Origin of the sequence: Roseiflexus sp. RS-1, from assembly GCF_000016665.1 — a bacterium.
In the GTDB taxonomy this organism is placed as follows: domain Bacteria; phylum Chloroflexota; class Chloroflexia; order Chloroflexales; family Roseiflexaceae; genus Roseiflexus.
In genome coordinates this window covers 3,002,568-3,026,422 of sequence record NC_009523.1, presented here as the reverse complement: position 1 = coordinate 3,026,422, position 23,855 = coordinate 3,002,568, and the positions used below count along the sequence as shown (strand labels likewise).

The 23,855-nt window shown below is 61.5% G+C and carries 19 protein-coding genes; 14 read left to right on the top strand and 5 right to left on the bottom strand.

The window, feature by feature from the left end; translation table 11 throughout:
• Window positions 1-4: 4 nt before the first annotated feature.
• The 3 genes from chrA to ROSERS_RS12640 all read right to left on the bottom strand — a co-directional run bounded on the left by chrA (window position 5) and on the right by ROSERS_RS12640 (window position 4,295).
• Window positions 5-1,210, bottom strand: a complete 1,206-nt coding sequence (gene chrA / locus ROSERS_RS12650) for a chromate efflux transporter (protein ID WP_041335337.1) — start codon at window positions 1,208-1,210, stop codon at window positions 5-7.
• Between the two features lie 72 nt (window positions 1,211-1,282).
• A complete protein-coding gene (locus ROSERS_RS12645; RefSeq protein WP_011957169.1) occupies window positions 1,283-1,897 on the bottom strand; it encodes an SH3 domain-containing protein in 615 nt (204 codons plus the stop codon).
• Window positions 1,898-1,970: 73 nt separating this feature from the next.
• Complete coding sequence (locus ROSERS_RS12640; protein ID WP_011957168.1) at window positions 1,971-4,295, bottom strand: xanthine dehydrogenase family protein molybdopterin-binding subunit; 2,325 nt, start codon at window positions 4,293-4,295, stop codon at window positions 1,971-1,973.
• Window positions 4,296-4,463: 168 nt separating this feature from the next.
• On the opposite strand from ROSERS_RS12640, the gene ROSERS_RS12635 reads away from it, so the two are divergent.
• The 8 genes from ROSERS_RS12635 to ROSERS_RS12600 all read left to right on the top strand — a co-directional run bounded on the left by ROSERS_RS12635 (window position 4,464) and on the right by ROSERS_RS12600 (window position 12,974).
• Window positions 4,464-4,880: a hotdog fold thioesterase gene (locus tag ROSERS_RS12635; protein ID WP_011957167.1), complete on the top strand. Its 417-nt coding sequence runs from the start codon at window positions 4,464-4,466 to the stop codon at window positions 4,878-4,880.
• 2 nt (window positions 4,881-4,882) lie between these two features.
• Window positions 4,883-5,350 carry a D-aminoacyl-tRNA deacylase gene (gene dtd, locus ROSERS_RS12630; RefSeq protein WP_011957166.1) on the top strand — a complete coding sequence of 156 codons (468 nt, stop codon included), beginning with the start codon at window positions 4,883-4,885 and terminating at the stop codon, window positions 5,348-5,350.
• 101 nt (window positions 5,351-5,451) lie between these two features.
• Window positions 5,452-5,691: a hypothetical protein gene (locus ROSERS_RS12625; protein WP_011957165.1), complete on the top strand. Its 240-nt coding sequence runs from the start codon at window positions 5,452-5,454 to the stop codon at window positions 5,689-5,691.
• 75 nt (window positions 5,692-5,766) lie between these two features.
• Window positions 5,767-6,540 (top strand): DUF6754 domain-containing protein, encoded by a 774-nt coding sequence (locus ROSERS_RS12620; protein WP_011957164.1) that lies wholly within the window; start codon window positions 5,767-5,769, stop codon window positions 6,538-6,540.
• A 14-nt stretch (window positions 6,541-6,554) separates the two neighbouring features.
• Window positions 6,555-7,226, top strand: a complete 672-nt coding sequence (locus ROSERS_RS12615) for a hypothetical protein (protein ID WP_011957163.1) — start codon at window positions 6,555-6,557, stop codon at window positions 7,224-7,226.
• A 60-nt stretch (window positions 7,227-7,286) separates the two neighbouring features.
• Complete coding sequence (locus ROSERS_RS12610; RefSeq protein ID WP_157041076.1) at window positions 7,287-10,301, top strand: hypothetical protein; 3,015 nt, start codon at window positions 7,287-7,289, stop codon at window positions 10,299-10,301.
• Complete coding sequence (locus tag ROSERS_RS12605) at window positions 10,298-10,945, top strand: hypothetical protein (RefSeq protein ID WP_011957161.1); 648 nt, start codon at window positions 10,298-10,300, stop codon at window positions 10,943-10,945. The genes ROSERS_RS12610 and ROSERS_RS12605 overlap by 4 nt, the downstream gene beginning before the upstream one ends.
• Before the next feature lie 19 nt (window positions 10,946-10,964).
• The gene (locus ROSERS_RS12600) at window positions 10,965-12,974 is read left to right on the top strand and encodes a glutamate mutase L (RefSeq protein WP_011957160.1); all 2,010 of its coding nucleotides are present in this window, start codon (window positions 10,965-10,967) and stop codon (window positions 12,972-12,974) included.
• Between the two features lie 2 nt (window positions 12,975-12,976).
• On the opposite strand, the gene ROSERS_RS26835 is transcribed toward ROSERS_RS12600, so the two are convergent.
• Entirely contained in the window at window positions 12,977-13,729 is a 753-nt protein-coding gene (locus ROSERS_RS26835; protein WP_011957159.1) for a peptidylprolyl isomerase, read from the bottom strand.
• A gap of 375 nt (window positions 13,730-14,104) precedes the next feature.
• On the opposite strand from ROSERS_RS26835, the gene fni reads away from it, so the two are divergent.
• Together fni and recF are read left to right on the top strand one after the other, a co-directional pair.
• Window positions 14,105-15,142, top strand: a complete 1,038-nt coding sequence (gene fni / locus ROSERS_RS12590; RefSeq protein ID WP_011957158.1) for a type 2 isopentenyl-diphosphate Delta-isomerase — start codon at window positions 14,105-14,107, stop codon at window positions 15,140-15,142.
• 26 nt (window positions 15,143-15,168) lie between these two features.
• A complete protein-coding gene (gene recF, locus ROSERS_RS12585; protein ID WP_041335333.1) occupies window positions 15,169-16,353 on the top strand; it encodes a DNA replication/repair protein RecF in 1,185 nt (394 codons plus the stop codon).
• A 301-nt stretch (window positions 16,354-16,654) separates the two neighbouring features.
• Here recF and ROSERS_RS12580 read toward each other — a convergent pair whose 3' ends face one another.
• The gene (locus tag ROSERS_RS12580) at window positions 16,655-17,143 is read right to left on the bottom strand and encodes a hypothetical protein (RefSeq protein ID WP_011957156.1); all 489 of its coding nucleotides are present in this window, start codon (window positions 17,141-17,143) and stop codon (window positions 16,655-16,657) included.
• A gap of 391 nt (window positions 17,144-17,534) precedes the next feature.
• On the opposite strand from ROSERS_RS12580, the gene ROSERS_RS12575 reads away from it, so the two are divergent.
• The 4 genes from ROSERS_RS12575 (at window position 17,535) to ROSERS_RS12560 (ending at window position 21,706) form a co-directional block, all read left to right on the top strand.
• Window positions 17,535-18,389 (top strand): FHA domain-containing protein, encoded by an 855-nt coding sequence (locus ROSERS_RS12575; protein ID WP_011957155.1) that lies wholly within the window; start codon window positions 17,535-17,537, stop codon window positions 18,387-18,389.
• A 45-nt stretch (window positions 18,390-18,434) separates the two neighbouring features.
• Entirely contained in the window at window positions 18,435-19,928 is a 1,494-nt protein-coding gene (locus ROSERS_RS12570) for a DnaJ domain-containing protein (RefSeq protein ID WP_011957154.1), read from the top strand.
• A gap of 261 nt (window positions 19,929-20,189) precedes the next feature.
• Window positions 20,190-20,795 carry a Yip1 family protein gene (locus tag ROSERS_RS12565; protein WP_011957153.1) on the top strand — a complete coding sequence of 202 codons (606 nt, stop codon included), beginning with the start codon at window positions 20,190-20,192 and terminating at the stop codon, window positions 20,793-20,795.
• Between the two features lie 170 nt (window positions 20,796-20,965).
• Window positions 20,966-21,706, top strand: a complete 741-nt coding sequence (locus ROSERS_RS12560; protein WP_011957152.1) for an ABC transporter ATP-binding protein — start codon at window positions 20,966-20,968, stop codon at window positions 21,704-21,706.
• Window positions 21,707-23,855 lie beyond the last annotated feature (2,149 nt).

The following is a 23,855-nucleotide window of genomic DNA, read 5'->3' as shown; positions in this document are numbered from 1 at the left end:
GTTCTCACACACGCACCACCCAACCGATCCCCCCTGCAACAACGACAACCAGCCAGGGCGGCAGTTTCCACAACGTCAGCATGCCAAAGCAGGCAAGCGCAAGCGCTGCGTCGAGCGGCATCATGATAGCACTGGTCATCACCGGCGTGTACAGCGTGGCAAGCAGAATGCCGACGACTGCGGCATTAATGCCGCGCAACGCTGCCTGGACCTCCGTTCTGGCGCGCAACCAGTCCCAGAACGGGAGCGCGCCAATCACCAGCAGCCAGGCAGGCAGAAAGATCGCCAGCAACGCCAGAATCCCTCCTGCCCAACCGTTGGGCGTTGTGGTCTGAATTGTTCCCAGATATGCCGCAAATGTAAAAAGTGGTCCTGGCACTGCCTGCGCCATGCCGTAACCGGCGATAAATTGCGCATCACTGATCCATCCAGGCGACACGACTTCAGTATGGAGCAGCGGCAGAACGACGTGCCCGCCGCCGAAGACCAGTGCGCCAGCGCGGTAGAAACTGTCGAAAAGTTCGAGTGCATGGAACGGGAAGACCGTGCGCGCCAGCGGCAGCGCGATGAGCAACCCGAAGAACGCGATCCAGCACCCGATAGCCAGGCGATGATCGAACGCCGCCAGCGACGACGGCGCTGCCGCTGGCGCGCCGCTACGCAACAATCGCCAGCCGACAATTCCGCCAGCAGCAATAATGGCGATCTGCGCCAGCGCATTGCTCCAGACGAGCAATGCTACAGCCGCAAGAATCGCCATTGTCGCGCGCTCGCGGTCGGGGCAGAGCGTGCGCGCCATACCCCACACCGCCTGAGCCACGACAGCCACAGCGACGACTTTCAGTCCGTGTAACGCCGCTGTGTCTGCACTAAGCGACGCGACGCCATATGCGGCTACGATCATCAAAATCGCCGATGGAATGGTGAACCCGACCCACGCCGCGAAGCCGCCCGGCAAACCGGCGCGCAGGACGCCGAGCGCAATGCCGGTCTGACTGCTTGCCGGACCGGGCAGAAACTGGCAGAGCGCCACCAGATCGGCGTAGGTCTGATCATCCAGCCAGCGCCGTCGAACGACGAACTCTTCCCGAAAATACCCCAGGTGGGCGGTCGGTCCGCCGAACGAGGTCAAACCCAGGCGAATAAATGCTGCCAGCACTTCGGCAACCGACCCCTGCGGCGTTGCGACTGGTTGTACGTCTTCTCTCACGTATGCCGCTTGAATGACACGATGATGCACCGCAGGGGTCTACCAGGATGCCACACTATTCTACAAGGGCTGTTACTCAGGAGCGGTCACCAGTTCTTCGCCTGCGACCCATCCCTCTCGTCCATCGGCGGCGCGGATCCGCCACCAGTGGTACCCATCGGCAGCGACCGGACCTTCGAGCAGGGTCAGTTGCGTGCCTGGCGCCAGACCATCGTGCACCTCAGAATTGAGACCGGGTGCGCTGCGGCGACGCAGGTTCTTCCCGCCTGCCTTCTGCACCCAGGCAGTCGCACCGACCGCCAGACCCGGTTTGCCGCCCGCCATTTCGGCAATGGCGGCGCCTGCGCTCTTTGCCTGCTCTTCCATCGCAGCCTTTTCTTTCGCCAGTTGCCCGATCTGCGCTTCGAGTTCGCGCATGCGTGCGTTGGCGTCGCGCAGTGCATCTTGAGTTGCCGAGAGCGTCAACTGTTCTACGCTCGCAGCGCCTCTGGCGGCTTCCGCCTGTCGCTGCGCCTCGGTCAGTTGCATCGTTAACTGATCGATTTCGGAGTTGCGCTGTTGAAGTTGTTTCTGGAGTTCGTATATGCGGTCGCTGAGGTTCTTGATCGTCTCGCCGATCTTCTGCTGATCCGACTTCTCTTCTTCCTTCTTCTCCTTATCCTTGCCGAACAATTGACCGAGACCCATGAGGGCGCTCCTTTCTTGAGCGCCGACGCTGCAAAGCGCCAGCACTGGAGATAAATGACGCCTGCGTTCCGCTTTACGCCTGATTGCAGGCGCGCCAGACCTTCTCGGGTCGCAGCGGCATATCGATATGCCGTACGCCCAGATGCTTCAGTGCATCCACCACTGCATTGACGATCGCCGGTGTCGAGCCAATTGTCGCTGCTTCACCAATTCCTTTGGCGCCCAGCGGATTGTGCGGCGTCGGCGTAATCGTTTGTTCAACCACGAACGAGGGCAGATCATCGGCGCGAGGAAGAGTATAATCCATAAGCGACCCACTGAGCAACTGTCCGTTTTCGTCGTACACAACTTCCTCGAACAGCGCCTGCGCGATACCCTGCGCCAGCCCGCCATGCACCTGACCGGCGACAATGATCGGGCTGATGCGTGGACCGCAATCATCGACGCTGACATAGTCGCGCACGGTGACGATACCGGTGTCGGGATCGACCTCCACGACTGCCAGATGCGCGCCGAAGGGGTAGATCAATGCTGGCGGCTTGAAGAAATCGGTCGCCTCCAGTCCGGGATCGACATCATCGGGCAGGTCGTCGGAGTAGGCGCGTTCGGCGATCTGCGCCAGGGTGAGACCGCTGTCGGGCGAACCTTTGACGTGATACCGTCCCTCTTCAAAGACGACATCGTCGATCGCGGCTTCGAGCATATGAGCGGCAATCCGGCGCGCTTTCTCGCGCACCTGCGCAAGCGCGCGCACCAGCGCACCGCCGCCGACCGCCAGGCTACGGCTGCCCATCGTGCCATTGCCCATCGGGGTCATCGCCGTATCGCCGCTGATCACCACCACGCTGTCAAAATCGGCGCCCAGTTGATCGGCGACGATCTGGGCGAATGTCGTGGCATTCCCCTGACCGTGCGGCGAGATACCGGTCATAACGGTGACTGTTCCAGACGGTTCGACACGCACGTGCGCGCTTTCAAAGGGACCAAAGCCGCACATTTCGACATAGCAGGCAATGCCGATGCCCAACAACGGCACACGCTCGCCCGCAGCGCGCGCTGCAAGGCGTTGCTGCTGCTCAGCGCGCAGATCGGTATAGCGTCCGACTTCGAGCGCTTTCCTCAACGGCTTGTCGTAGTCGCCGCTATCGTACAGCGGACCGGTCGGCGTTTTGTAGGGGAAGGCATCGGGTGGAATGAAATTGCGCCGGCGCACATCAACCGGATCAAGGTTCAGTTCAAGCGCAATTGTGTCCATCAGACGCTCGATATAATAGGCGGCTTCCGGGCGACCCGCGCCGCGGTAGGCGGCAACCGGCGTGGTGTTGGTGTAGACGCACGTGATCTCGTAATCAACAGCCGGAATCTGATACACCCCCACGGCCATCATCCCGGTCAGGTCGGGAATAGCCGCCGATACCGGATACGCGCCGAGATCGGCGATCACACGGGCGCGCAACGCCGTTACGATGCCGTCGGCGGTCACTGCCGCCTCGTAATCAGCAATTTGCGCGCGCCCGTGCGTGGTCGCCTGCATGTGTTCCAGGCGCGTCTCGACCCAGCGCAGCGGAATGCCAAGGCGTCGCGTCAGCGCCGCCAGCGCCGCTTCTTCGGGATAGACGCCGATCTTGACGCCGAACCCGCCGCCGACATCGGGGGCGATCACGCGGATCTGATTTTCGGGCATCCCCAGCATCTTCGCCAGATCGCGTCGGATCCAGTGCGCCGCCTGGGTGCTGGTCCAGACCGTCAATCCACCGGTTGTCGGATCGGGTGCGGTGAGCACGGCGCGCCCCTCCATCGGCACACCCGACAGACGCTGACTGACCATGCGGAGTTTCACAACCCGATGGGCGCCGGCGAAAGCCGCTTCGACATCACCACGCTTGCGCTGCCACACATGGTCGATATTGTTCTGCGTCCCCTCGAACAAAAGCGGAGCATCAGGACGGAGCGCCTGTTCCATATCGGCGACTGCCGGCAGTGGCTGCCAGTCCACTATAACTGCGGCAACGCCATCGGCGGCGGCGGCAGGAGTGGTCGCAATGACTGCTGCAACGATTTCCCCCACGTGACGCACCTTCTCGATTGAGACAGGATAGTGTGAGTGGCGCGGCGGCGCTTCGCCGGATACGTCCGATCCTTCGCTGCCTTCGAACAACATCTCGGTGTATACGTCGCGCAGATCTTCACCGGTCACAACCGCCGTCACCCCGGAAACGCGGAGCGCCTGCGAAGAGTCAATGGCGCCGATACGGGCATGCGGGTAGGGACTGCGGACGAAAGCGACGTACTGCATGCCGGGCAATGTTATGTCGCCGACATAACGCCCTGCGCCGGAAATCAGACGCGGATCCTCCTTGCGGCGCACCTCTGCGCCAATCAACGATGCATAAGCCATAAGCCCCTCAGTTCTGGAACTCGGAGAGCGGATCGTTCATGTACAGTATAGCAAAAGCGGCAAAGACGACAAGTGCAGATTGTTATCCATGCTACAATAATAAGGGTCAGAAAGTCAGTTCTCAGTTCTCAGTTCCTGGTTCTCAGTTCTCAGTTCCTGGTTCTCATCATGTCACACCTCGATCTTTCCCAACTCACCAGCGGCGGTCTGGCTTCCCGGCTCGGCATCGAGATTGTGGAACTATCACCACAGCGCATTGTTGCGACGATGCCCGTCACGCCGGATCATCACCAACCGCTTGGTTATCTCCATGGCGGGGCATCAGTCGCGCTCGCCGAGACGGTCGCCAGCATCGGCGCGTTCTTCAATTGCCCGCCGGGAAAAGCGTCGTTTGGTCTGGAGATCAACGCCAATCATCTTCGCCCCAAGCGTGACGGCAGGGTAACTGCCACCGGTACGCCGCTACACATTGGCAAATCGACCCAGGTATGGGATGTGCGGATCGTCGATGAGCAGGATCGCCTGATCTGCATTTCGCGCTGCACAATTGCTATGGTCGATCTGGCGCAGGCGATGGAACGGTGATCATGAGAGCAGTTGTGCAGCGGGTCAGCCAGGCTTCGGTGACGGTTGGCGATGAAGTGGTCGGCGCTATCGGGCAGGGATTGCTGATCCTGCTTGGGATCGGCGTCGGCGACAGCGAAGCAGAAGCGAGATTGCTGGCGGAAAAGACCGCCAACCTGCGCATTTTTGCCGATGAGGAGGGACGGTTCAACCGCTCCTTGCTCGATATTGGCGGCGAGGCGCTGGTCGTATCGCAGTTTACGCTCTACGCCGACACGCGGCGTGGGCGGCGCCCCAGTTTTTCCGATGCCGCACCACCGGAGATCGCCGCACCGCTGGTTGATGTCTTCGCGGGTGAATTACGCCGTTTGGGAGTTGCGGTCAGCACCGGACGTTTCGGCGCGATGATGCGTGTCGCATTGGTGAACGATGGTCCTGTCACCATTCTGCTCGACAGCGCCATCTTCCGCGAACCGCGCAATCAACACTAATCTCAGTTCTCAGTTCTCAGTTCTTGGTTCTCGGTTCTCGGTTCTCGGTTCTCAGTTCTTAGTTCTTGGTTCTTGGTTCTCAGTTCTCAGTTCTCAGAAACATGGAAGAACCGCACACCGAACCAATCGAGCAACTTGCCAGAGCGATTGCACAACGCGGGTTGACGACACCGGCGCGGATCATGCTCGACATTATCGCTCCGCTCGACTTCCTCGCCAGTCAGGTGACGCTTTTTGCGCGTCCGTTTATCCCCGGAAATCGCTGGACATGCACAATCGATGCGCTCTGCGATGCACGCGGCTGGCGCATGTTACACGATCTGCTGAACCGCGACTGTTGACAAACGATTTGATTTGAATTACACTCAAAGCCAGCACAGCGCACGACTGTGTAAAGAATTGTGCGGAGGCGATTCGTGGATCTCCCCCTGCAGACGCTCGCTCTGCTTCTGATCGTTTTCATTGTCATCATCCTGACGCTCCTCTATCATGCCCGTGCACTCGACCGACGGCGCACCTTCGGTCGTCGCCCGCTTCCTGCGCTCGACGCACTCCGGCAAGGGTTGGGAGGCGGTGCTGAAACCGGGCGCGCCATTCACCTTTCACCGGGCAGCGGCACGATTGGTGCACGCGCCACGACGGCGGAAACGATTGCAGGGCTGCTTGCCGCTGAGCGTACTGCCACCGAAGCTGCGTTGAGCGGCATTCCGGTGGTTGCCAGTTCCGGCGACGCAGTGGCGCATCTGGCGCTTCGTGGAACCCTGCGCCAGGCGTATCAGCGCGCTGGTCTGGGTCAGGATTACAATCCTGGCAATGTGCAGTTGCTGGCGCAGCAGGATCCAATGGCATATGCGTCCGGCGTGAGTATGCTGTACGGGCGACAGCGTTTTGAAGCGAGTCAGTTGATCGGCAGTTTCGGGTATGAAGTGCTGCTGGCAAGCGGGGCAGGTGCGCAACAGGGCATACCGCAGGTAGCCGGTGCTACCACATCGACGGCTCTGCCCCTGCTTTATCTGACCAGTGAGGGTGTGCTGATCGGCGAAGATATGTATGCTGCCGAAGCGTATCTGTCGCGCGCGCCGGAAGCGCAGGGACGTCTCCTGACCCATGATGCGCTGCGCACGGTCGCAATTGTTGCGATTGTTACGCTGGCGCTCTGGCAGGCGGCGCAATCGTTTATCGGGACGTAACGCGGAGTGATGCGATGTCCTTTCTGCGCGATCCAAAACGCCTGGTCGCCACTCTGGTCGCCGGTGTCGTTGGACTGCTGGTGCTGCTTGATTTCACCGGTCCGTTGCCGGTCGTCAGTTTTCTGGCGCAAACGGTGCTCGACTGGGCGGCTCTGATTGCTGCGCTGGCACTGGTGGTCGGTCTGGTGAATGTCGCTGGCAATCATATCGGGCGCGTTACACGGCGTGACACGGATTGGGGGTATAGCCTGATCCTCCTGGCAGCAATGGTCGTTGTCATTGTTGTGGGAACACTGTACCCATTGCAGAACCCGGATGGCAGCCTCACGTTCCCGTCGAGCCTGATCGAACAACCAGTTCGCATTGTTTTCAGCGCAGTCTACACGCCGCTGGCAAGTTCGCTGCTGGCGCTGCTGACGTTTTTTAGCCTGAGCGCCGCGCTGCGTGCCGCGCGGCGCCGTACCGCCGACGCGCTGGTGATCATTATGGTGGCGCTGGCTGTGCTCGTTGCGACGGCGTTGCCGCAACTGGAACTGGCGCCATTGATCGGTGACGGTCTGCGCTGGTTTTCGGATTATGTCGTGCTTGCCGCTGCACGCGGCTTACTGATCGGCGCTGCTATCGGCGCATTGGTTGCAGGGGTACGGGTGTTGCTCGGGTTCGATCAACCGTACCTTGATCGTTGATGAATGGACGCTTCCAGGCGGTTCGCCGCTTCAGAAATATCAGCGTCCAGGGAGCGGGTGGTGAGCCAGTCGAAGCGTAATCCTCATTTGCCGCCCTGGCTTCAAGATGTGCCGTTGCCGCCAAAGCCGCCGGATGTTGATCAACCGGCGAGCGGCGACCCGCTTTTTGCTGGCTTGCCTGAGTGGCTGCGCGATGAGGACGAAGCACCCCCGTCTGCCACTCCTGACTGGTTGAGTCAGACGCCCGAACCGTCGCATCCAGAGCCAGATTGGTTGCCTGTTCCCGATCAAACGGTTCACCCATCCACTGAAACGACCGCGCCACCAGAGGTATCGCCACCTTCCTGGCTTCAGTCGCTGCGTGCAACTATCGTACCACCCGAAGAGGAAGCCGGGACTGAACCGCCCCCCTTCACATTCGCCGGTGAGCCGGGGGATGTTCCGCAGACCGGGACAGGCAGCGACATCGAAGCGCCATCGTGGTTGATCGGCGAACAACCGACCAGGTCAGACGGCGGCGAGGACGTCGAAGCGCCATCGTGGTTGATCGGCGAACAACTCGACCACGGATCTGATGAGTCGCCGGAACAACCTGCCGGTAGCACCTTTCCCCCCGCGTCTGGCGCTGTTGATGAGTCGATTGAACCGGTCGATCTCCCGGCGTGGTTGCGCGAATTGCCGGTCGATAACGCATCGCAGGCGTCACCTGCCCCGCAAACCGCATCGCGTGGGGAGGAACTTCCTGCCTGGCTGCGCCAGGATGAACCAACGAAAGCATCACCGGAAGAATCCCGATCTGCTGGCGACCTGCCCGACTGGATGCGTGACATTGCCGCCCAACCGCCTGCATCTCCCGCCGCGCCAGATGCGCCGATGCCCGCAGCACCACCCGCTGGCGACCTGCCTGACTGGTTGCGCGACATCGCCGCCACGCCGTCGGCGCCTCCCGCAGCACCGCCCGCCAGCGACCTGCCCGACTGGTTGCGTGACATCGCTGCTCAACCGCCTGCCGCGCCATCTGCGCCGGTTGCGGAGACCGCGCCGCTGGCTGGCGACCTGCCCGACTGGTTGCGTGACATCGCCGCTCAACCGCCTGCCGCGCCATCTGCGCCGGTTGCGGAGACCGCGCCGCCCGCCAGCGACCTGCCCGACTGGTTGCGTGACATCGCCGCTCAACCGCCTGCCGCGCCATCTGCGCCGGTTGCGGAGACCGCGCCGCCCGCCAGCGACCTGCCCGACTGGTTGCGTGACATCGCCGCTCAACCGCCTGCCGCGCCATCTGCGCCGGTTGCGGAGACCGCGCCGCCCGCCAGCGACCTGCCCGACTGGTTGCGCGACATCGCCGCTCAACCGCCTGCCGCGCCATCTGCGCCGGTTGCGGAGACCGCGCCGCCCGCCAGCGACCTGCCCGACTGGTTGCGTGACATCGCCGCTCAACCGCCTGCACCTCCCGCCGCGCCGGTTGCGCCGGTCGCGGAGACCGCGCCGCCGGCTGGCGACCTGCCCGACTGGTTGCGCGACATCGCCGCTCAACCGCCTGCACCTCCCGCTGCGCCATCGGCGCCGGTCGCGGAAACCACGCCGCCGGCTGGCGACCTGCCCGACTGGTTGCGCGACATTGCCGCCGCGCCGCCTGCACCTCCCGCTGCGCCAGTGGAGACCGCGCCGCCGGCTGGCGACTTGCCCGACTGGCTGACCGGCGCACTATCCACTCCCGACATTCCTTCGGTGGAAGAGAAACCTGTCGCACCCCCGTCAACACCGTCCGATCTGCCAGACTGGCTTCAGGCGCCCGATGCGTCGCCAGGAGCGACGGGATTGCCGGACTGGTTGCGCGGCGCTGAAGTCCCTGCGGCAACCGATGCCTACGATGGTCGGTCCTACACAACCGAACCTGCTGCACCGCGGGGATCCAGCGATCTGCTCAGCGGGATGGATCTGCCGGAATGGTTGCGTGTCGAGCCGGAGCCAAAACCGGAACCACCTCCGCTCAGCGGACGCGATCTCGACTGGTTGACACGTCTTGGCAGCATTGCAGAGGATGAGACGATTACCGGCGTGACGGTCACCACGCCAAAACTGCCTCCTCCTCCGGCGCCAAAACGCACTGAAGAACAGGTTGCAGCGCTCAACCTTCTGAGTCGTCTGGCTGCCGAGCCAATCCCGGCTGCGACGCCGTTGCCGCTTCCTGAACCGATAGGCGCGCTTCAACGCATTGGTCTTGAGCGCATGATCTCGATGGTTCTGCTCATCCTGGTTATCGTCGCCATCATGGTTCCGGGGCTTGTCCCGGCGCTTGAAACGCCGCCGGTTATCCCTGGCGCATCGGGGATATACCAGCAAATCGCAGCACTTGGCGCAAACGACGTTGTGTTGATTGGCTACGAGTGGGATGCCCGGCGCGTCGGTGAATTGCGACCCCTGGAACAGGCGGTGATCGGACAGTTGATAGCGCAGAATGTCAAGCTGATATTGGTGAGCACTGATCCCCAGGGAACATTGTTACAGTTTGATCTTCTCGATACCCTGCGCCAGGCGGGTTACCGCCAGCAAGGAGAAGGGTACCTCCTGTTGGGTTACAAACCCGGCGGCGAAATGGCGCTACGCATGGTGGGGCGCGATTTTCAAACTGTGCTCCGCAGCGATTACCGCGGTGATGATGCCACCGGCAGCGTGCTGATCACAGGCGTCGACACCGGTCATCCTATCGCGCGCCTGAATGATCTGTCGCTCATCATTGTTCTCGCAGACGATACACCCGACGTCCAGGGATGGATGGAGCAGGTCTATCCTCAGGCGCAGACGGGTGACCGCCCGGTGTCACTTGTCTTCCTGCTGCCGGAAGAGGCGGCGCCGATTGTGCAGCCGTATATGCGTCAGCCTGGTGTTACGGCGCTTGCCGGTCGCCGTGGCGCACTGGCGTATGCTGCGCTTGGACAGAATGCCGGTTCATTCGATCCAATGATCGCCAGGTCTATCGCACAACAGCGGCTGGCAACTCTGCTGTTCGCCCTTGTTCTGCTCTTCGGTCTGGCAGGTGTCGGTGTTGCTGCACTGCGCAGGAGACGATCATGACTCAGGACATCATCGTCAATATCGTTGCAGCAGTACTGACGCTGATGGTTCTGAGCCGCATCGCAGGCGACAACCCATTGTTTCGTATCGCGCAGTATCTGTTCGTTGGCGTATCGCTCGGTCTGGCATTCGTGGTAGCCTACCATCAGGCGCTCCGTCCTGCAGTGGTGGCGCTGTTGAGCGCTGAACCGCCGATGATCTGGCTCTATGGCGTGCCGCTGGCGCTCGGCGTGTTGCTGCTGCCTCGTATCACCGGTGATCAGCGCCTGTCGTGGCTGGCGAACATTCCGCTGGCGCTCGTCTTCGGCGTTGGAGGAGCGCTGGCGATCGGCGGCGCGATCATCGGCACATTACTGCCACAGATCCGTGATACCGCACGCGCACCCTCTGGAGACATCGGTGCGATCGCTGGAGTTACAGTGCTGGTCATCGGGACTGTTCTGACGCTTGCGTCCTTCTATTACACGACGCCGCCGGAGAGCCGCAGCGGACGCATGATCAGAGGAATAGCCACGATCGGGCACTGGTTGATCATGGTCGCGTTCGGCTTTTTCTTTGCCGGTGCGTTGCAGAGTTATCTGAGTGCATTGGTTGAACGGTTGAACTTTGTGCTGGCGGTCGTTCGCAGTTTCTTTGGCGCCTGAGAACAGGAAATCGCATCGCATGTCCGAGCCAAAACTCCACGCTCTTCTGGTTGCCGACATTGGTAGCGTGATGACGCATGTCTGGCTGGTTGACGCTGTTGATGGCGAAACGCGCCTGATCGGTCAATCCGAAGCGCCAGGCGGTCTCGCACCGGCTGATGATCCGGCGTCTGCCATTCTTGAAGCAGCCCGCCATATCGAGGAGCAAACTGGTCGTCGCCTGATCGACAATGGCACACTCGTTACGCCAAAGAACGCAGAGGGTCAGGGGATCGATGGTGTGGTCGTGTGCAGCAGCGCCGCTGGCTTGATGGGTCTGGTGATTGCCGCAATCGCTGGCGACATTTCGGCGCGGAGCGCCCGGCGTGCTGCACGTGCAACATACACGCATGTGCTCCAGACGATCACGCTCGACGATGCGGTACGCCAGGAACAGATCGGAGTGATCGGTGATTCTGGATTGACCTGGATCGAGCGGCAGGTGCAATCGCTCCTTGGTGTGCGCCCCGATGCAGTGTTGATCGTCGGCGGGATCGAGGGGGGTGCGCAGGAAGCGCTGGTTCGCCTGGCGCACATTATCGGATTGGCGTCGTTGAACATTCAGGTCGATACGCAGGGTCAGCAAATGCGCAGTGTTGCACGGCGACCGGTTCTTTTTGCCGGGAACAGCCAGGCGCGTGACAGGGTTGCGGCTGCGCTTGCGGATCGCGCCGATCTGATCGTTACCGACAACATCCGACCGACGCTCGATGTCGAGTGTCTCGAACCGGTGCGCCGTGAGATCGTCCGTCTGTATGATCGTTTGATGATGCCCCGGCTCGCACGCATATCGGCATTGACACGTGTGCCAGCGCGCGCTTCATGTGATGCAGCAGGCGTAATGACGCGCTTTATCGCCGGGCAGACCCGGAGCGGCGTTCTTGCTCTGGATGTCGGCGGAATGAGCACAACTGCGCACCTGTGTAGCCAGGGGCGTTACAGTCCGGTGGTGTTGGGCGGCGTCGGCATCGGGTATGGGATCGGTGCAGTCCTGGCGCGTCGGGGAGTCGAAGCGATTCGACGCTGGCTGCCATTCCCGATCAGTGAGCGTGATCTGGTGCACTGGCTGCTCAACAAGATGCTGCGTCCGCACATTCCGCCGCTCACCCGTGAGGATCTTTTGATCGAGCATGCTGTTGCGCGCGAGGCGCTGTCGTGCGTGCTGGAAGAACTGCTGGACGAGCACCCTGACGCTGCTTACGACCGTGTCTTCATCGGCGGCGGGGTCTTCCGGCATGCGCCGCATCCCGGACTGACGACGCTGACCGTTCTCGACGCCTTGCAACCAACATCGAAAGAGAACATGATGGCGCTCGATCTCCATCTTGATGCGCTCGGTCTGATCAATGCCTGTGGTGTGCTCGCTTTCTCCGAACCTGATGCTGCATTGACCCTTTTTGAACGCGATCTGATGCACAACTCTCCGCTGGCGACCGTTGTAACAACGCTGGGTGAAGGTCACGCAGGGGAACTGGCTGTTGAAGCCGAGTTGCGTGTAGAAGGAGGCGCAACGCACACGGTGCGCGTCGCTCACGGCGAAATTGCGCGTCTAAACCTGTCTCCTGGTCGGTACGGCACGTTGACGCTGCGCCCGGCTGCTGGCGTGCGGATCGGCAGAAATGCGCCCGGTGCGGAAGTGTCTTCAGAACTGGCTGCCATCCATGGCAGCACCCTCGGTGTGGTCATCGATGCCCGCGGAAGACCGTTGCGCCTGCCGGAAGACGCGCAGGCGCGTCAGCAGGCGCTCTGGTCGTGGCTGATGGCGCTGGGCATCGAGCGCGAACCTCTGCCCTACCCTGCGCTCGATAGCGTCGTTGAGGCGTCGCTCCCCGTGCTGACCGCGCCGGTCATCCCGGCGCCGCTGCGTCCCGGTGAAAGCCGTCCGACAACTGAAATGCCTGTTGCGAGCGGCAGCATCGAGAGCGACCTGGCAAAACTGCGGCAGACGGTCGAAGAGCCGAAGAAACGCGGATTCTTCCGCCGCAAGTAGCATCATTGCTCGGTGATCGTCACCTTGAGCATCTGTTCTCCCGGTTCAGTTGGATTGGCATCCGGGTCACGCAGCGGGATTCCGTTGACGATCTCCTGCCCCTGGATCACCTCGCCGAAAATAGTGTACTGACCATTCAGGTGGGGCGCCGGTGCGGTAGTGATGAAGAACTGCGATCCGGCGCTGTTGGGCATGGGCGTTCGCGCCATCGCCACAATTCCAGGTCGGTCGAAGATCATGTCCGGACTGAACTCATCCTTGATCGTATATCCGGGTCCTCCTGTACCGGTTCCGGTCGGATCGCCCCCCTGCGCCATAAAGCCGGGCAACACCCGATGCCAGGTCACGCCATCGTAGAATCCTTCACGCGCCAGAAAGACAAAGTTGTTGACCGTTTCCGGCGCAAGATCAGGACGCAGCCTGATAACAATATCGCCGCGAGGCGTAGTGATTGTCGCAGTGTAGGTCCGCGCCGGGTTGATCGTCATCGGCGGGGGCGCGGTATAGAACCCATTGCGCGCAGCAACGTCCGCTGGCAGCCTGCCAGGCATGCTGCCAGATGCCGGTGGCGCAGCCGCAAATGGCGCTGGCGTTGGTTCAGCGACCTGTTGCCGGGCATTGCTGCCAGATTGCGCCAGCATAATCCCCAGCGCGACGAAGAGGACGATGATGGCGACCGCAGCCACAATCCCGGCTGGCGAGACGCCCTGCGGCGCCGGTTCATGCGTTTTTTTGCTCCGGGAAGTCTGACTCACACATCTCCTCCTTATGGGTGTATGTTCACTGTTGCATCATCGTGATTTCAAATCACAGAGCCACAGGGGGTACAGAGGAGCGCAGCGGCGCAGTGACGTTGCGGTGCAACGTTGCTCCCTGCAACCCCCCCTGTAACTTTCAATCCTCTTGCGCCTCATCCCCTCGCGCCCCCACCATTGCCCCGCTGCCGGTACGGGCGCAGCGGCGCTGCGCCTACGTCGTCCCACCACTCTGCCCCTCGCCCCTCGCGCCTCGCGCCTCAGACAAACCGATATTATAGCCGATCATGCTGACGCTTCCGCCATCGAACATCCAATGCGCAGCGCTTCCAGTAATCTGGTATCATGACGGTTACGCATCCGACGAGGAAAACTATGAGCGAATCTGAACAGACGAGCAGCCGCAAGCTCGATCACGTGCGCATTGTGCTGGGTGAAGATGTTGCCGCCAAAGGGGTCACTACCGGTTTCGCCGCTTACCGCCTGCCGCACGAAGCTGCACCTGAACTCGACCTTGCCGAAATCGATACCAGTGTGACGTTTCTGGGAAAACGAATGCGCGCGCCGCTTCTCATCAGTTCAATGACCGGCGGTGCGCGTGATGTGGCGCGGATCAATGTGGCGCTCGCTGAAGCTGCCGAAGCGCTTGGACTGGCGATGGGGGTCGGTTCGCAGCGCGCAGCACTGGTTGATCCGCGCCTGGCGGACACCTATCGCGTTCGCCACGTCGCGCCCACGATCCCATTGCTGGCGAATCTCGGCGCCGTACAGCTCAACTACGGTTTTGGCGTGGATGAATGTCGTCGCGCGGTCGATATGATCGAAGCCGACGCGCTGGTGCTGCACTTCAATGCGTTGCAGGAAGCCGTTCAACCCGAAGGGAACACCAACTTCAAAGGATTGTTGCGGCGGATCGAAGAAGTGTGCCTGCGCCTCGATGTGCCGGTGATTGCCAAAGAAGTGGGAAACGGCATTGGTGCAGCGACGGCGCGACGTCTGGTTGATGCCGGCGTGAAAATTATCGATGTCGCTGGCGCTGGTGGCACCAGCTGGAGCGAAGTCGAGCGATACCGCCATACTACCGGGCGCGGTGCACAGGTGGCTGGCGCTTTTGCCGGATGGGGCATTCCCACCACCGAGGCGATCCGTCAGGTGCGCGCTGCGCTTCCCGACATTACGATCATCGGCAGTGGCGGTGTGCGAAGCGGCGTCGATGTGGCAAAGGCGATTGCGCTTGGCGCCGACCTTGCCGCCACTGCGCGACCCGCGCTCATTCCTGCGGTCGATGAACGTGGCGCGGTGGCAGTCATCGAAAGTTTGCAGACCTATATCGACGAACTGCGGATCGCAATGTTTTGCACCGGGTGCGGCGACCTGACAGCGCTGCGGCGGTTGCGCCTCGAACGGGTCTGAGCGCTGTACGTCCAATGGTCGCTGGTATGCATGTGTCACACCTCAGTCTACGCGACTTCCGCAACTACGAACGGCTCGATCTGACGCTCGAACCGGGTGTGATTCTGCTCTACGGTCCGAATGCCGCCGGTAAAACGACCGTGCTCGAAGCGATTTACTTCCTGGCGACGACTCGCTCGCCGCGCGCCGGAGCGGATCGCGAACTGGTGCGTTTCGAGGCGCAGGGGGACATTGGCGTTCCCCCTTTTGCGCGACTGGTGTGTGACGTCGTGCGCGCAGACGGGCGCGTGCGTCTCGAAGTGGTGGTGCAGCGTCGCTCCGACGAAGAGTCACCCGGCAGCATTTCCCCGACGATCAAGACCGTGCGGGTAGACCGTAAGACCGTGCGCGCGCTCGACCTGGTGGGCAACCTGCGTGTGGTGCTCTTCACCCCAGCTGATATTGCGCTGGTCACCGGCGCACCTGCCGAACGTCGTCGGTATCTCGATGTGACCCTCTCGCAGATCGAAGGGCGCTACGTCCGCACCCTGGCGCACTACCAGAAAGTGGTTCAACAGCGCAACAGCCTGTTGCGCGCCTGGCGTGACGGGCGCCGTCCGTTACGGTATGCTGGCGACGAACTGGCTTTCTGGGATCGGGAACTGGCGATGGCGGGCGCCTATCTGCTGCGTGAACGGCTCCGTGCAGTTGTTGATCTCAATGCGCTGGCGGGACCGCTCTACTGCCGGATGTCCGGCAGTGATACGCCGCTCGTTGTGACCTACCAGAGTAGCGTGGCAGGCATCGATCCAGCGTCCGACAGTCGAATGATCGAGCAGGCGTTTCTGGCGCACCTGGTACATCTGCGCGACGACGAGATCGGTCGGGGACAGACGCTGATCGGTCCGCACCGTGACGATCTGCTGATCACTGTCGGCAACATCCCGATGGGCGCATACGGTTCGCGCGGACAGCAACGCAGTGCGACGCTGGCGCTCAAACTTGGCGAGGCGGAACTGATGCGGGCGCGCACCGGCGATACGCCGGTGCTCCTGCTGGATGACGTGCTTTCGGAACTGGATGCCGAACGGCGAGCGTATGTGCAGGATGTTATTGAACGTCCCGGTCAACAAACGATTGTTACCGCCACCGGCACCGACGACTTTAGCGTTGAATTTCTCAAACGCGCACGTCGCTGGCGCGTCGAGGACGGTCGTCTCTATTCTGCCTGATGCGTCCGGGCGCTGCGGCGCAGCGTGTGGACGACGTGGGAGCGCTGCGGCGCAGCGTGTGGAAGCCTTAGGAGCGCTGTGCCACAGCGCCCCGCGGCGTCCACAAAACCTGACCCCTCTTCTGTGTTACGGAAGAGGGGTCAGAGGCAGGAGTGAAGGCGCACAACTCCTCACATCCCTCACGCCACGACGCCAGGGTTCGAACGGTATGGTTGCAACATTGCATCGTGCTTTCCACCGCCCGCGCCAGCATATGCGGAGACGCAGTCACGGCGGCGGGAGTGAGGATTGCTCGAAGGAATTACTCCTTCTTGTCACCCGTGCTGGACATCCATGTTTCCATCATTTTGCGCTGTGCTTCGATTGCGCTGTTGACCGTCTCGCGCCATGCATCGAACGCCTTGCGCGTTCCCTCGTCCCAGTTCTGCGCCATAGCAGCGGCATCAGCCTTTGCAACTGCATCCAGCCAGTTGCTCCAGATCTCGTTCTGCACATTCGTCCAGCGCTGGGTGGTTTCGACGATCAGGGTGGACATTTCCTCCATTTGCTTGCCCATGAGCGGCATAGCGGTCATGCTTTCCGACCAGAACTTGACGAAGTCAGCCTGGGCGTTGAGTGAGCGCTGCATGACATCTTTCCAGGCCGATACCGCCTGCTTCCACTCCTCGCTGGCAGGCTGCGCGCTCATCGTCGGCATCAGCGAGCGCCAGTTCTCCCACAGCGCTTGCTGCGCCTTCGTCCAGGTCTGCATCAATTCCTGGGTCTGAGTCAGCCAGTCGTTGTTCGCCATGGAATGTCTCCTTTTTTATTCAACCTGTATGCTGGTACGCCGTGGTTCGTATAATCCGTTCGGATGCAAGATCAGTATACACACACGAAGATTGCTCACAGTTACGTGCTCCTGCTCCAATCGACACATTGAGAGGCGCATCAGTGCGCGATTGGGGTCAGGCGAAACATTCTGCCGTTGTGCAGCGTCGCATCAATGGTACAGATCATCATAGTGGTAAAAACGGGCCTCCTGCAAATAAGGATGTCACCACTGCAGCACAGCGGACGCAGTGAGCGATTGATAGAAACCTCTGCGCGCTCGGCGCCTCGGCGGTGAGTTTTTGCAGGAGAGTCAAAAATGGTATACTGGTAGCAATCATGCGGATTGCATCCCTCAGAGGAGCGTCGTTATGCCCTTCTGTCCTCAATGTGGCGTTGATAATCCCGCAGGTGCGCGTTACTGCGATCAGTGCGGCGCGATGTTGATACCGGTTCCGGCGCAAACCACAGCGCCAGCATCTGCTCCGGCAACATCCGTCCCGGCGATTGGTCCAACTGTTTGCCCGCAATGCGGTCAGGCTGCAATTCCCGGCGAGGCGTTCTGCGATAACTGTGGAGCGCCGTTGAGCGCCCCATCGCGTCCGGTTGCTCCGGTTGCACCGCCGCCGCACAGCGCTGCACCGCCGCAACCGGTGTACCCACCGCCGACGCCGGTCACGATTCCTCCGACTGCGCCGGTGTCTCCCGCGCCCACCGCGCCACCGGCGTCCCCCCCGCCTGCCGCGCCCGCCGCACCGCCGTCATACCAGGCGCCGCCGGCGTCCCCCCCGCCTGCCGCGCCCGCCGCACCGCCGTCATACCAGGCGCCGCCGGCGTCTCCCCCGCCTGCCGCGCCGCCGGTGTCGCCTCCGACACCTGCGCCTGTCAGTGGACGAACATCTCTCGCTCCATCGGTGCTGGTTGTCGTCGGCGCCGGCGCTTCTCTGCCGCTGCCCGCAGCACCGCAGGCGATCATCGGGCGAAGCGACCCGGTCAGCAAGTTTTATCCTGATATCGATCTCAATCCGTATGGCGCACTCGATCAGGGCGTCGGGCGACGCCATGCGCGCATCTTCGTGCAGGGCGGACAGGTGCTGATCGAAGACCTCGATAGTATCAACGGCACCCTGGTCAACGGTCAACGGGTGCTTCCCTTTCAATCACGCGCACTGGCTGACGGTGACCAGATCACCCTGGGACGGATGCTGCTGCGCTTCAAGGCGTGACAACACAATGCTGCACAACATTGCGAGCAAGAACAGGTCTGCAGTATGACGCTTGATCGAGCCTGTCCATCGTGTGGCGCAACGCTGGGCGATGATGGTATCTGCGTGTCGTGCGGTTCGCTGTCACGAGGCTTTTTTCGCGGGCTGGACCTGGGTGCGCCGCAGGTTGCCGCAGCCGTGGCGCACGGTCTTGATTTTTACCGCCTGCTCGACGTTGATCAGCAGGCGGAAGCGCTTGCAATCGCCCGCCAGTACCGGCGACTGCGGGCGCTCTTTCCCGATGACCCATCATCGCTGGCGCCGGAACCGCGCCGCAAGTTTGAGTTGCTCCAGGTTGCCGGTCGCGTCCTGACCGATCCTGCGCTGCGTGCTCTCTACGATCAACTGCGCACCTCTGCCAATCCCCACATCCAGAAGGATGTGGTGCGCTGTTCCGCCTGTGGCGCTCCGCTCCGTTCAGAAGAAGTGCGTTGCCTGTACTGTGGTTCGCCGCGACCAGCGCAGCCTGCGCCGCCAGTTGTCCCGCCGCTCGCCGGGCCGCCTGCTGTCGAACCGCTAGACTTCTACGCAATGCTGGGGCTTGCGCCTATGCATCTCATAAAGCGCGATACAGGAATGTCGCGCACAGTGATGCCTTATTCGTCAGAGGAGACCGGTGTGGCGGAGATCGTGCGTCCCCCGACGCCGGAGGAGGTCGATGCTGCTTCTTACGCATTGCAGCAGGCAACGCTCCTCCGTCCGGGTTTATCGCCTGCAGAGCGCGAGGCGCGCGTTCGCGATCTTGAGATAGCCCGACGTGTGCTTGGAAACGAGCGGCTCCGCAGCCGGTACGATGGTTTCTGGCAGGCGTTTCACCAGGGACGCTTCGATCACGGTCATCTCGAAGGATTGCGCGCATTGATCGAAGAAGTGCGCACCGAAGACGATCCGACCGCGACGCTCTCGCCCGATCAGGCGGAAGCGCTGCTTCAGCAGGGACGCGGACTGATCGCCGCCGGACTGCCGCGTGAGGCGCTCGAACCATTGCGCCGGGCGTGCGTAGCCTTGCCCGGTCGGGCGGAAGCGCACGCCCTGTATGCCAGCGCGATACTGGCATCTGCCGATCCGCTCGATCTCGGCGCTCACGCGCTACGCCAGGCGCTGACAGCGATTGAAACCGCTGCGCGCCTCGGTAATCCGCTGCCCGAGAGCGCCGCGCTCCTGGCGCTCTGTCGCGGTCTCCTGGCGCGTGACGCTGGAGATATGCATCAGGCGGAAAGCGAACTATTCGCTGCAGTGCAGCAGAACCCTTCGCTTGCCGCCGCCTGGCGCGCGCTGGCAGCGCTGGCAATCGGGCGCGGGGCGCACGGTGATGCCATTGAACACTGCCAGCGCGCGCTGAAGATCGACCCACGCGACGAGCGTGCCTGGTTGATGCTGGCAGGCGCCTGCCTGCGCGCCCGTCGTTACGCAGAGGCGCGTACCGCAGCGGAACAGGTCGCCGGATTGCGCGGCGGCGGCATAAGCGTCGACGCAATTCTGGCGGACATCGGAAACTGATGGTTGCACAACTGCCATCGTGTGATATACTCGATAACGGACTACGGCGCTGTCCGCCAGATCTCCGCCCACAGTAGAGCATTCTTTGCAAAGAAGCACGTCTGCCTATCCGAAACATTTCATAGCGTAAGGCGTATAAGGTATCAGGGAAACGCTTCATCGGGACGCGGCGCACACGTCGCCCGGCGCACCGGTACAGGTAACAGGTTTCCTATGTCGGTCTGTCATTCAACAGCACACAATTGAGAGGAGGAACCGACGATGATGGTACAGGGAGTTTCGATCAACGAAATGCTCAACCAGAGCATTCAGGTCCTGACAAAGCCGGGCGTCGAGACGTTCGAGCGCTTCGAGCGGCACGGCGGTCAGCGCGAGGCGACGATCTACATCATGATCGCGGCAGCGATCAGCGCCGTAGCCGCGCTGGTCTTCGGGCTTCTGAACGGTATCGTGGCGGCGTTGCTGAACGCCGCTTTGGGCTTTATCCTTGCGGTGGCTGGTTTCTACATTTTCGTCTTTCTGGTCTATTTCATTGGGAAACAGCAGGGCGGCACCGGCACGCAGGACGAAGTGTTCTACACCATGGCGCTGTTCGTTGCGCCTATTCAGGCGGTTACCGGCGCGGTGAGCGCTATTCCCCTGATCGGTTGTCTGGCGCTGCCGGCGACGCTTGCGCTGGGCATTTACCAGATCTATCTGGGCTATCTGGGCGTGCGTTCGAGCATGAACCTTGACCAGAGCAAGGCAATTATCACGCTGGTGCTGGCATTCATCGCGCAGTTATTCATCGGCTTTATCATTGGTGCAATCTTTGCCGCCATTTTCGCAATGTTGGGCGTGGCCAGCGGCTCGATTGAGTTCAACTGACGACCTGACTCAACTCAAGACAATGAATGCCGGGGGAGCGCGCGATGCGCTCCCTTTGTGATCTCTCACACTGTTCTGCGCCATCCGCATCTGTCGATAAGCCGTACTGCTATGTAATAGATCGATCAAACGAGAAGAGTGTCGTTGATCCTATGTCGTTTTCCTCGTGTATGCACGCTGAACCACTGATAATTCTTGATCGCGTCTCGAAGAGTTATGAAGAAGCCGGACGCGAGCGCTTCGTGCTGCGTGATGTCAGCGCCTCGTTCGCGCGCGGCGAGTTCGTGGTGCTGGTCGGCAAGAGTGGAACGGGCAAAAGTACGCTCCTGAACCTGATCAGTGGCATCGATACGCCGACCTCCGGTGAGATCATTGTGAATGGTCAATCGTTGACTCGCCTGCCGGAACGTGAACGAACGCTGTTCCGGCGCCGCTCGATAGGCTTCATCTTTCAGTTCTACAACCTGACGCCGACATTGACGGTGCTGGAGAATCTGCTCCTGCCGCTCGAGTTGAACGGTCGGGTAACGGCGCGCGACCGCGCGGCTGCGCTCGATCTGCTGGCGCAGGTTGGGCTTGCCGATCGCCGGAATGCTTACCCCGACCGTCTTTCTGGTGGAGAACAGCAACGGGTGGCGGTTGCGCGCGCGCTGGTGCACGATCCGCTGCTGGTACTGGCGGATGAGCCGACCGGGAACCTCGATAGCGAGACCAGTCAGCAGGTGCTCGATCTGCTCGATACCCTCACCCGCCGCGCCGGGAAAAATCTCGTGATGGTCACCCACAGCCCTGAGGTGGTCGGTCTGGCGGATCGCCTGTTCCGGATCGTCGAAGGGCATCTGATTGAAGAACAGGCGCCGGTAGCGCGTTCGCTTTCCTCATCCTCCCTGCATCCTTCCTCTCACGTGTAGAGTTTTTGGGAGAGATGAGCGATGTTCTGCATTCCCGTGCGCCGTTGCCCCTCATCCCCCCTGCCCTCTTCTCCCACAAGAGGAGAAGGGGGAGTTTGGGCGCTTTTGCCCCTCATCCCCCCCGCCCCCTTCTCCCACAAGGGGAGAAGGGGGAGTTTGGGCGTCCTGATGACTGAAACGGGCGATGGCACGCAGGGACTTGCCAAAAAGTCTACCCCTCTCCCTCACGGGAAGAAGGAGATGTCTGGACGCCCTGATAAGCCATTTCCCCAATGTTCCCTTGCTCTACCGGATGGTGATGGTCTTTGAATGCATCATCCGCCATAGCCCGCGCAGGCGGGCTTCGCCCTGCATAGCCGGGGGCTGATCGTAGGCGATAGGCGATAGGAGATAGGCGGTAGGCGATGGCCGATAGTACTACATCGTAGCTTTGCTGATTGTTATGCTGAGGCGCGACAACCGAATATATCCGCCTATCGCCCTCAATTGCGTGAGCACTGATGGTCTTTGAGTAATTATTCCGCTCTAGCCCGCGCAGGCGGGCTTTGCCTTGTATAGCCGAGGGCTTATGGTCTTTGAAGAAATAATCCGCTCTAGCCCGCGCAGGCGGGCTTCGCCTTGGCTAGCCGAGGGCTTCAGCCCGACAGCTAGCGCGGGATAGCGGATTTAATGCTCAATCTCCATCAGCCCGCACGAGCAGGTCAGTCCCGGAATGCTTAATCACGGTTCATCAGCCCCACGGCGCGCCGTCGCCCTGAAGGGCTCGGCTAGCAGGACGAAGGCCGCTGTCGCGGCCTGTTGGTCGAACCCGCACAGGCGGGCTTCGCCTTGCATAGCCGAGGGCTTATAGTCGTTGAATAATTATTCCGGTATAGCCCGCGCAGGCGGGCTTCGCCTCGTATAGCCGAGGGCTTCAGCCCCACGGCTAGCGCGGGATAGCGGATTTAATGCTCAATCTCCATCAGCCCGCACGAGCAGGTCAGTCCCGGAATGCTTAATCACGGTTCATCAGCCCCACGGCGCGCCGTCGCCCTGAAGGGCTCGGCTAGCAGGACGAAGGCCGCTGTCGCGGCCTGTTGGTCGAACCCGCACAGGCGGGCTTTGCCTTGTATAGCTGAGGGCGTATGGTCTTTGAGTAATTATTCCGCTCTAGCCCGCGCAGGCGGGCTTTGCCTCGCCTAGCCGAGGGCTTCAGCCCCACGGCTAGCGCGGGATAGCGGATTTAATGCTCAATCTCCATCAGCCCGCACGAGCAGGTCAGTCCCGGAATGCTTAATCACGGTTCATCAGCCCCACGGCGCGCCGTCGCCCTGAAGGGCTCGGCTAGCAGGACGAAGGCCGCTGTCGCGGCCTGTTGGTCGAACCCGCACAGGCGGGCTTCGCCTTGCATAGCCGAGGGCTTATAGTCGTTGAATAATTATTCCGGTATAGCCCGCGCAGGCGGGCTTCGCCTCGTATAGCCGAGGGCTTCAGCCCCACGGCTAGCGCGGGATAGCGGATTTAATGCTCAATCTCCATCAGCCCGCACGAGCAGGTCAGTCCCGGAATGCTTAATCACGGTTCATCAGCCCCACGGCGCGCCGTCGCCCTGAAGGGCTCGGCTAGCAGGACGAAGGCCGCTGTCGCGGCCTGTTGGTCGAACCCGCACAGGCGGGCTTCGCCTTGCATAGCCGAGGGCTTATAGTCGTTGAATAATTATTCCGGTATAGCCCGCGCAGGCGGGCTTCGCCTCGTATAGCCGAGGGCTTCAGCCCCACGGCTAGCGCGGGATAGCGGATTTAATGCTCAATCTCCATCAGCCCGCACGAGCAGGTCAGTCCCGGAATGCTTAATCACGGTTCATCAGCCCCACGGCGCGCCGTCGCCCTGAAGGGCTCGGCTAGCAGGACGAAGGCCGCTGTCGCGGCCTGTTGGTCGAACCCGCACAGGCGGGCTTTGCCTTGTATAGCTGAGGGCGTATGGTCTTTGAGTAATTATTCCGCTCTAGCCCGCGCAGGCGGGCTTCGCCTCGTATAGCCGAGGGCTTCAGCCCCACGGCTAGCGCGGGATAGCGGAATAAATTCTCAATCTTCATTAGCCCCACGGCAAGTTCGGCATAGCGGATTAAATTCTCAATCTCCATTAGCCCGCATCACGCCCGACGACGGAT

Excerpts from the sequence above, each read along its gene's own strand:
- ROSERS_RS12645 (WP_011957169.1), bottom strand. The coding sequence starts at position 1,897 with ATGGGTCTCGGTCAATTGTTCGGCAAGGATAAGGAGAAGAAGGAAGAA.
- ROSERS_RS12640 (WP_011957168.1), bottom strand. The coding sequence starts at position 4,295 with ATGGCTTATGCATCGTTGATTGGCGCAGAGGTGCGCCGCAAGGAGGAT.
- ROSERS_RS12635 (WP_011957167.1), top strand. The coding sequence starts at position 4,464 with ATGTCACACCTCGATCTTTCCCAACTCACCAGCGGCGGTCTGGCTTCC.
- dtd (WP_011957166.1), top strand. The coding sequence starts at position 4,883 with ATGAGAGCAGTTGTGCAGCGGGTCAGCCAGGCTTCGGTGACGGTTGGC.
- ROSERS_RS12625 (WP_011957165.1), top strand. The coding sequence starts at position 5,452 with ATGGAAGAACCGCACACCGAACCAATCGAGCAACTTGCCAGAGCGATT.
- ROSERS_RS12615 (WP_011957163.1), top strand. The coding sequence starts at position 6,555 with ATGTCCTTTCTGCGCGATCCAAAACGCCTGGTCGCCACTCTGGTCGCC.
- ROSERS_RS12605 (WP_011957161.1), top strand. The coding sequence starts at position 10,298 with ATGACTCAGGACATCATCGTCAATATCGTTGCAGCAGTACTGACGCTG.
- ROSERS_RS12600 (WP_011957160.1), top strand. The coding sequence starts at position 10,965 with ATGTCCGAGCCAAAACTCCACGCTCTTCTGGTTGCCGACATTGGTAGC.
- fni (WP_011957158.1), top strand. The coding sequence starts at position 14,105 with ATGAGCGAATCTGAACAGACGAGCAGCCGCAAGCTCGATCACGTGCGC.
- recF (WP_041335333.1), top strand. The coding sequence starts at position 15,169 with ATGCATGTGTCACACCTCAGTCTACGCGACTTCCGCAACTACGAACGG.
- ROSERS_RS12580 (WP_011957156.1), bottom strand. The coding sequence starts at position 17,143 with ATGGCGAACAACGACTGGCTGACTCAGACCCAGGAATTGATGCAGACC.
- ROSERS_RS12575 (WP_011957155.1), top strand. The coding sequence starts at position 17,535 with ATGCCCTTCTGTCCTCAATGTGGCGTTGATAATCCCGCAGGTGCGCGT.
- ROSERS_RS12570 (WP_011957154.1), top strand. The coding sequence starts at position 18,435 with ATGACGCTTGATCGAGCCTGTCCATCGTGTGGCGCAACGCTGGGCGAT.
- ROSERS_RS12565 (WP_011957153.1), top strand. The coding sequence starts at position 20,190 with ATGATGGTACAGGGAGTTTCGATCAACGAAATGCTCAACCAGAGCATT.
- ROSERS_RS12560 (WP_011957152.1), top strand. The coding sequence starts at position 20,966 with ATGCACGCTGAACCACTGATAATTCTTGATCGCGTCTCGAAGAGTTAT.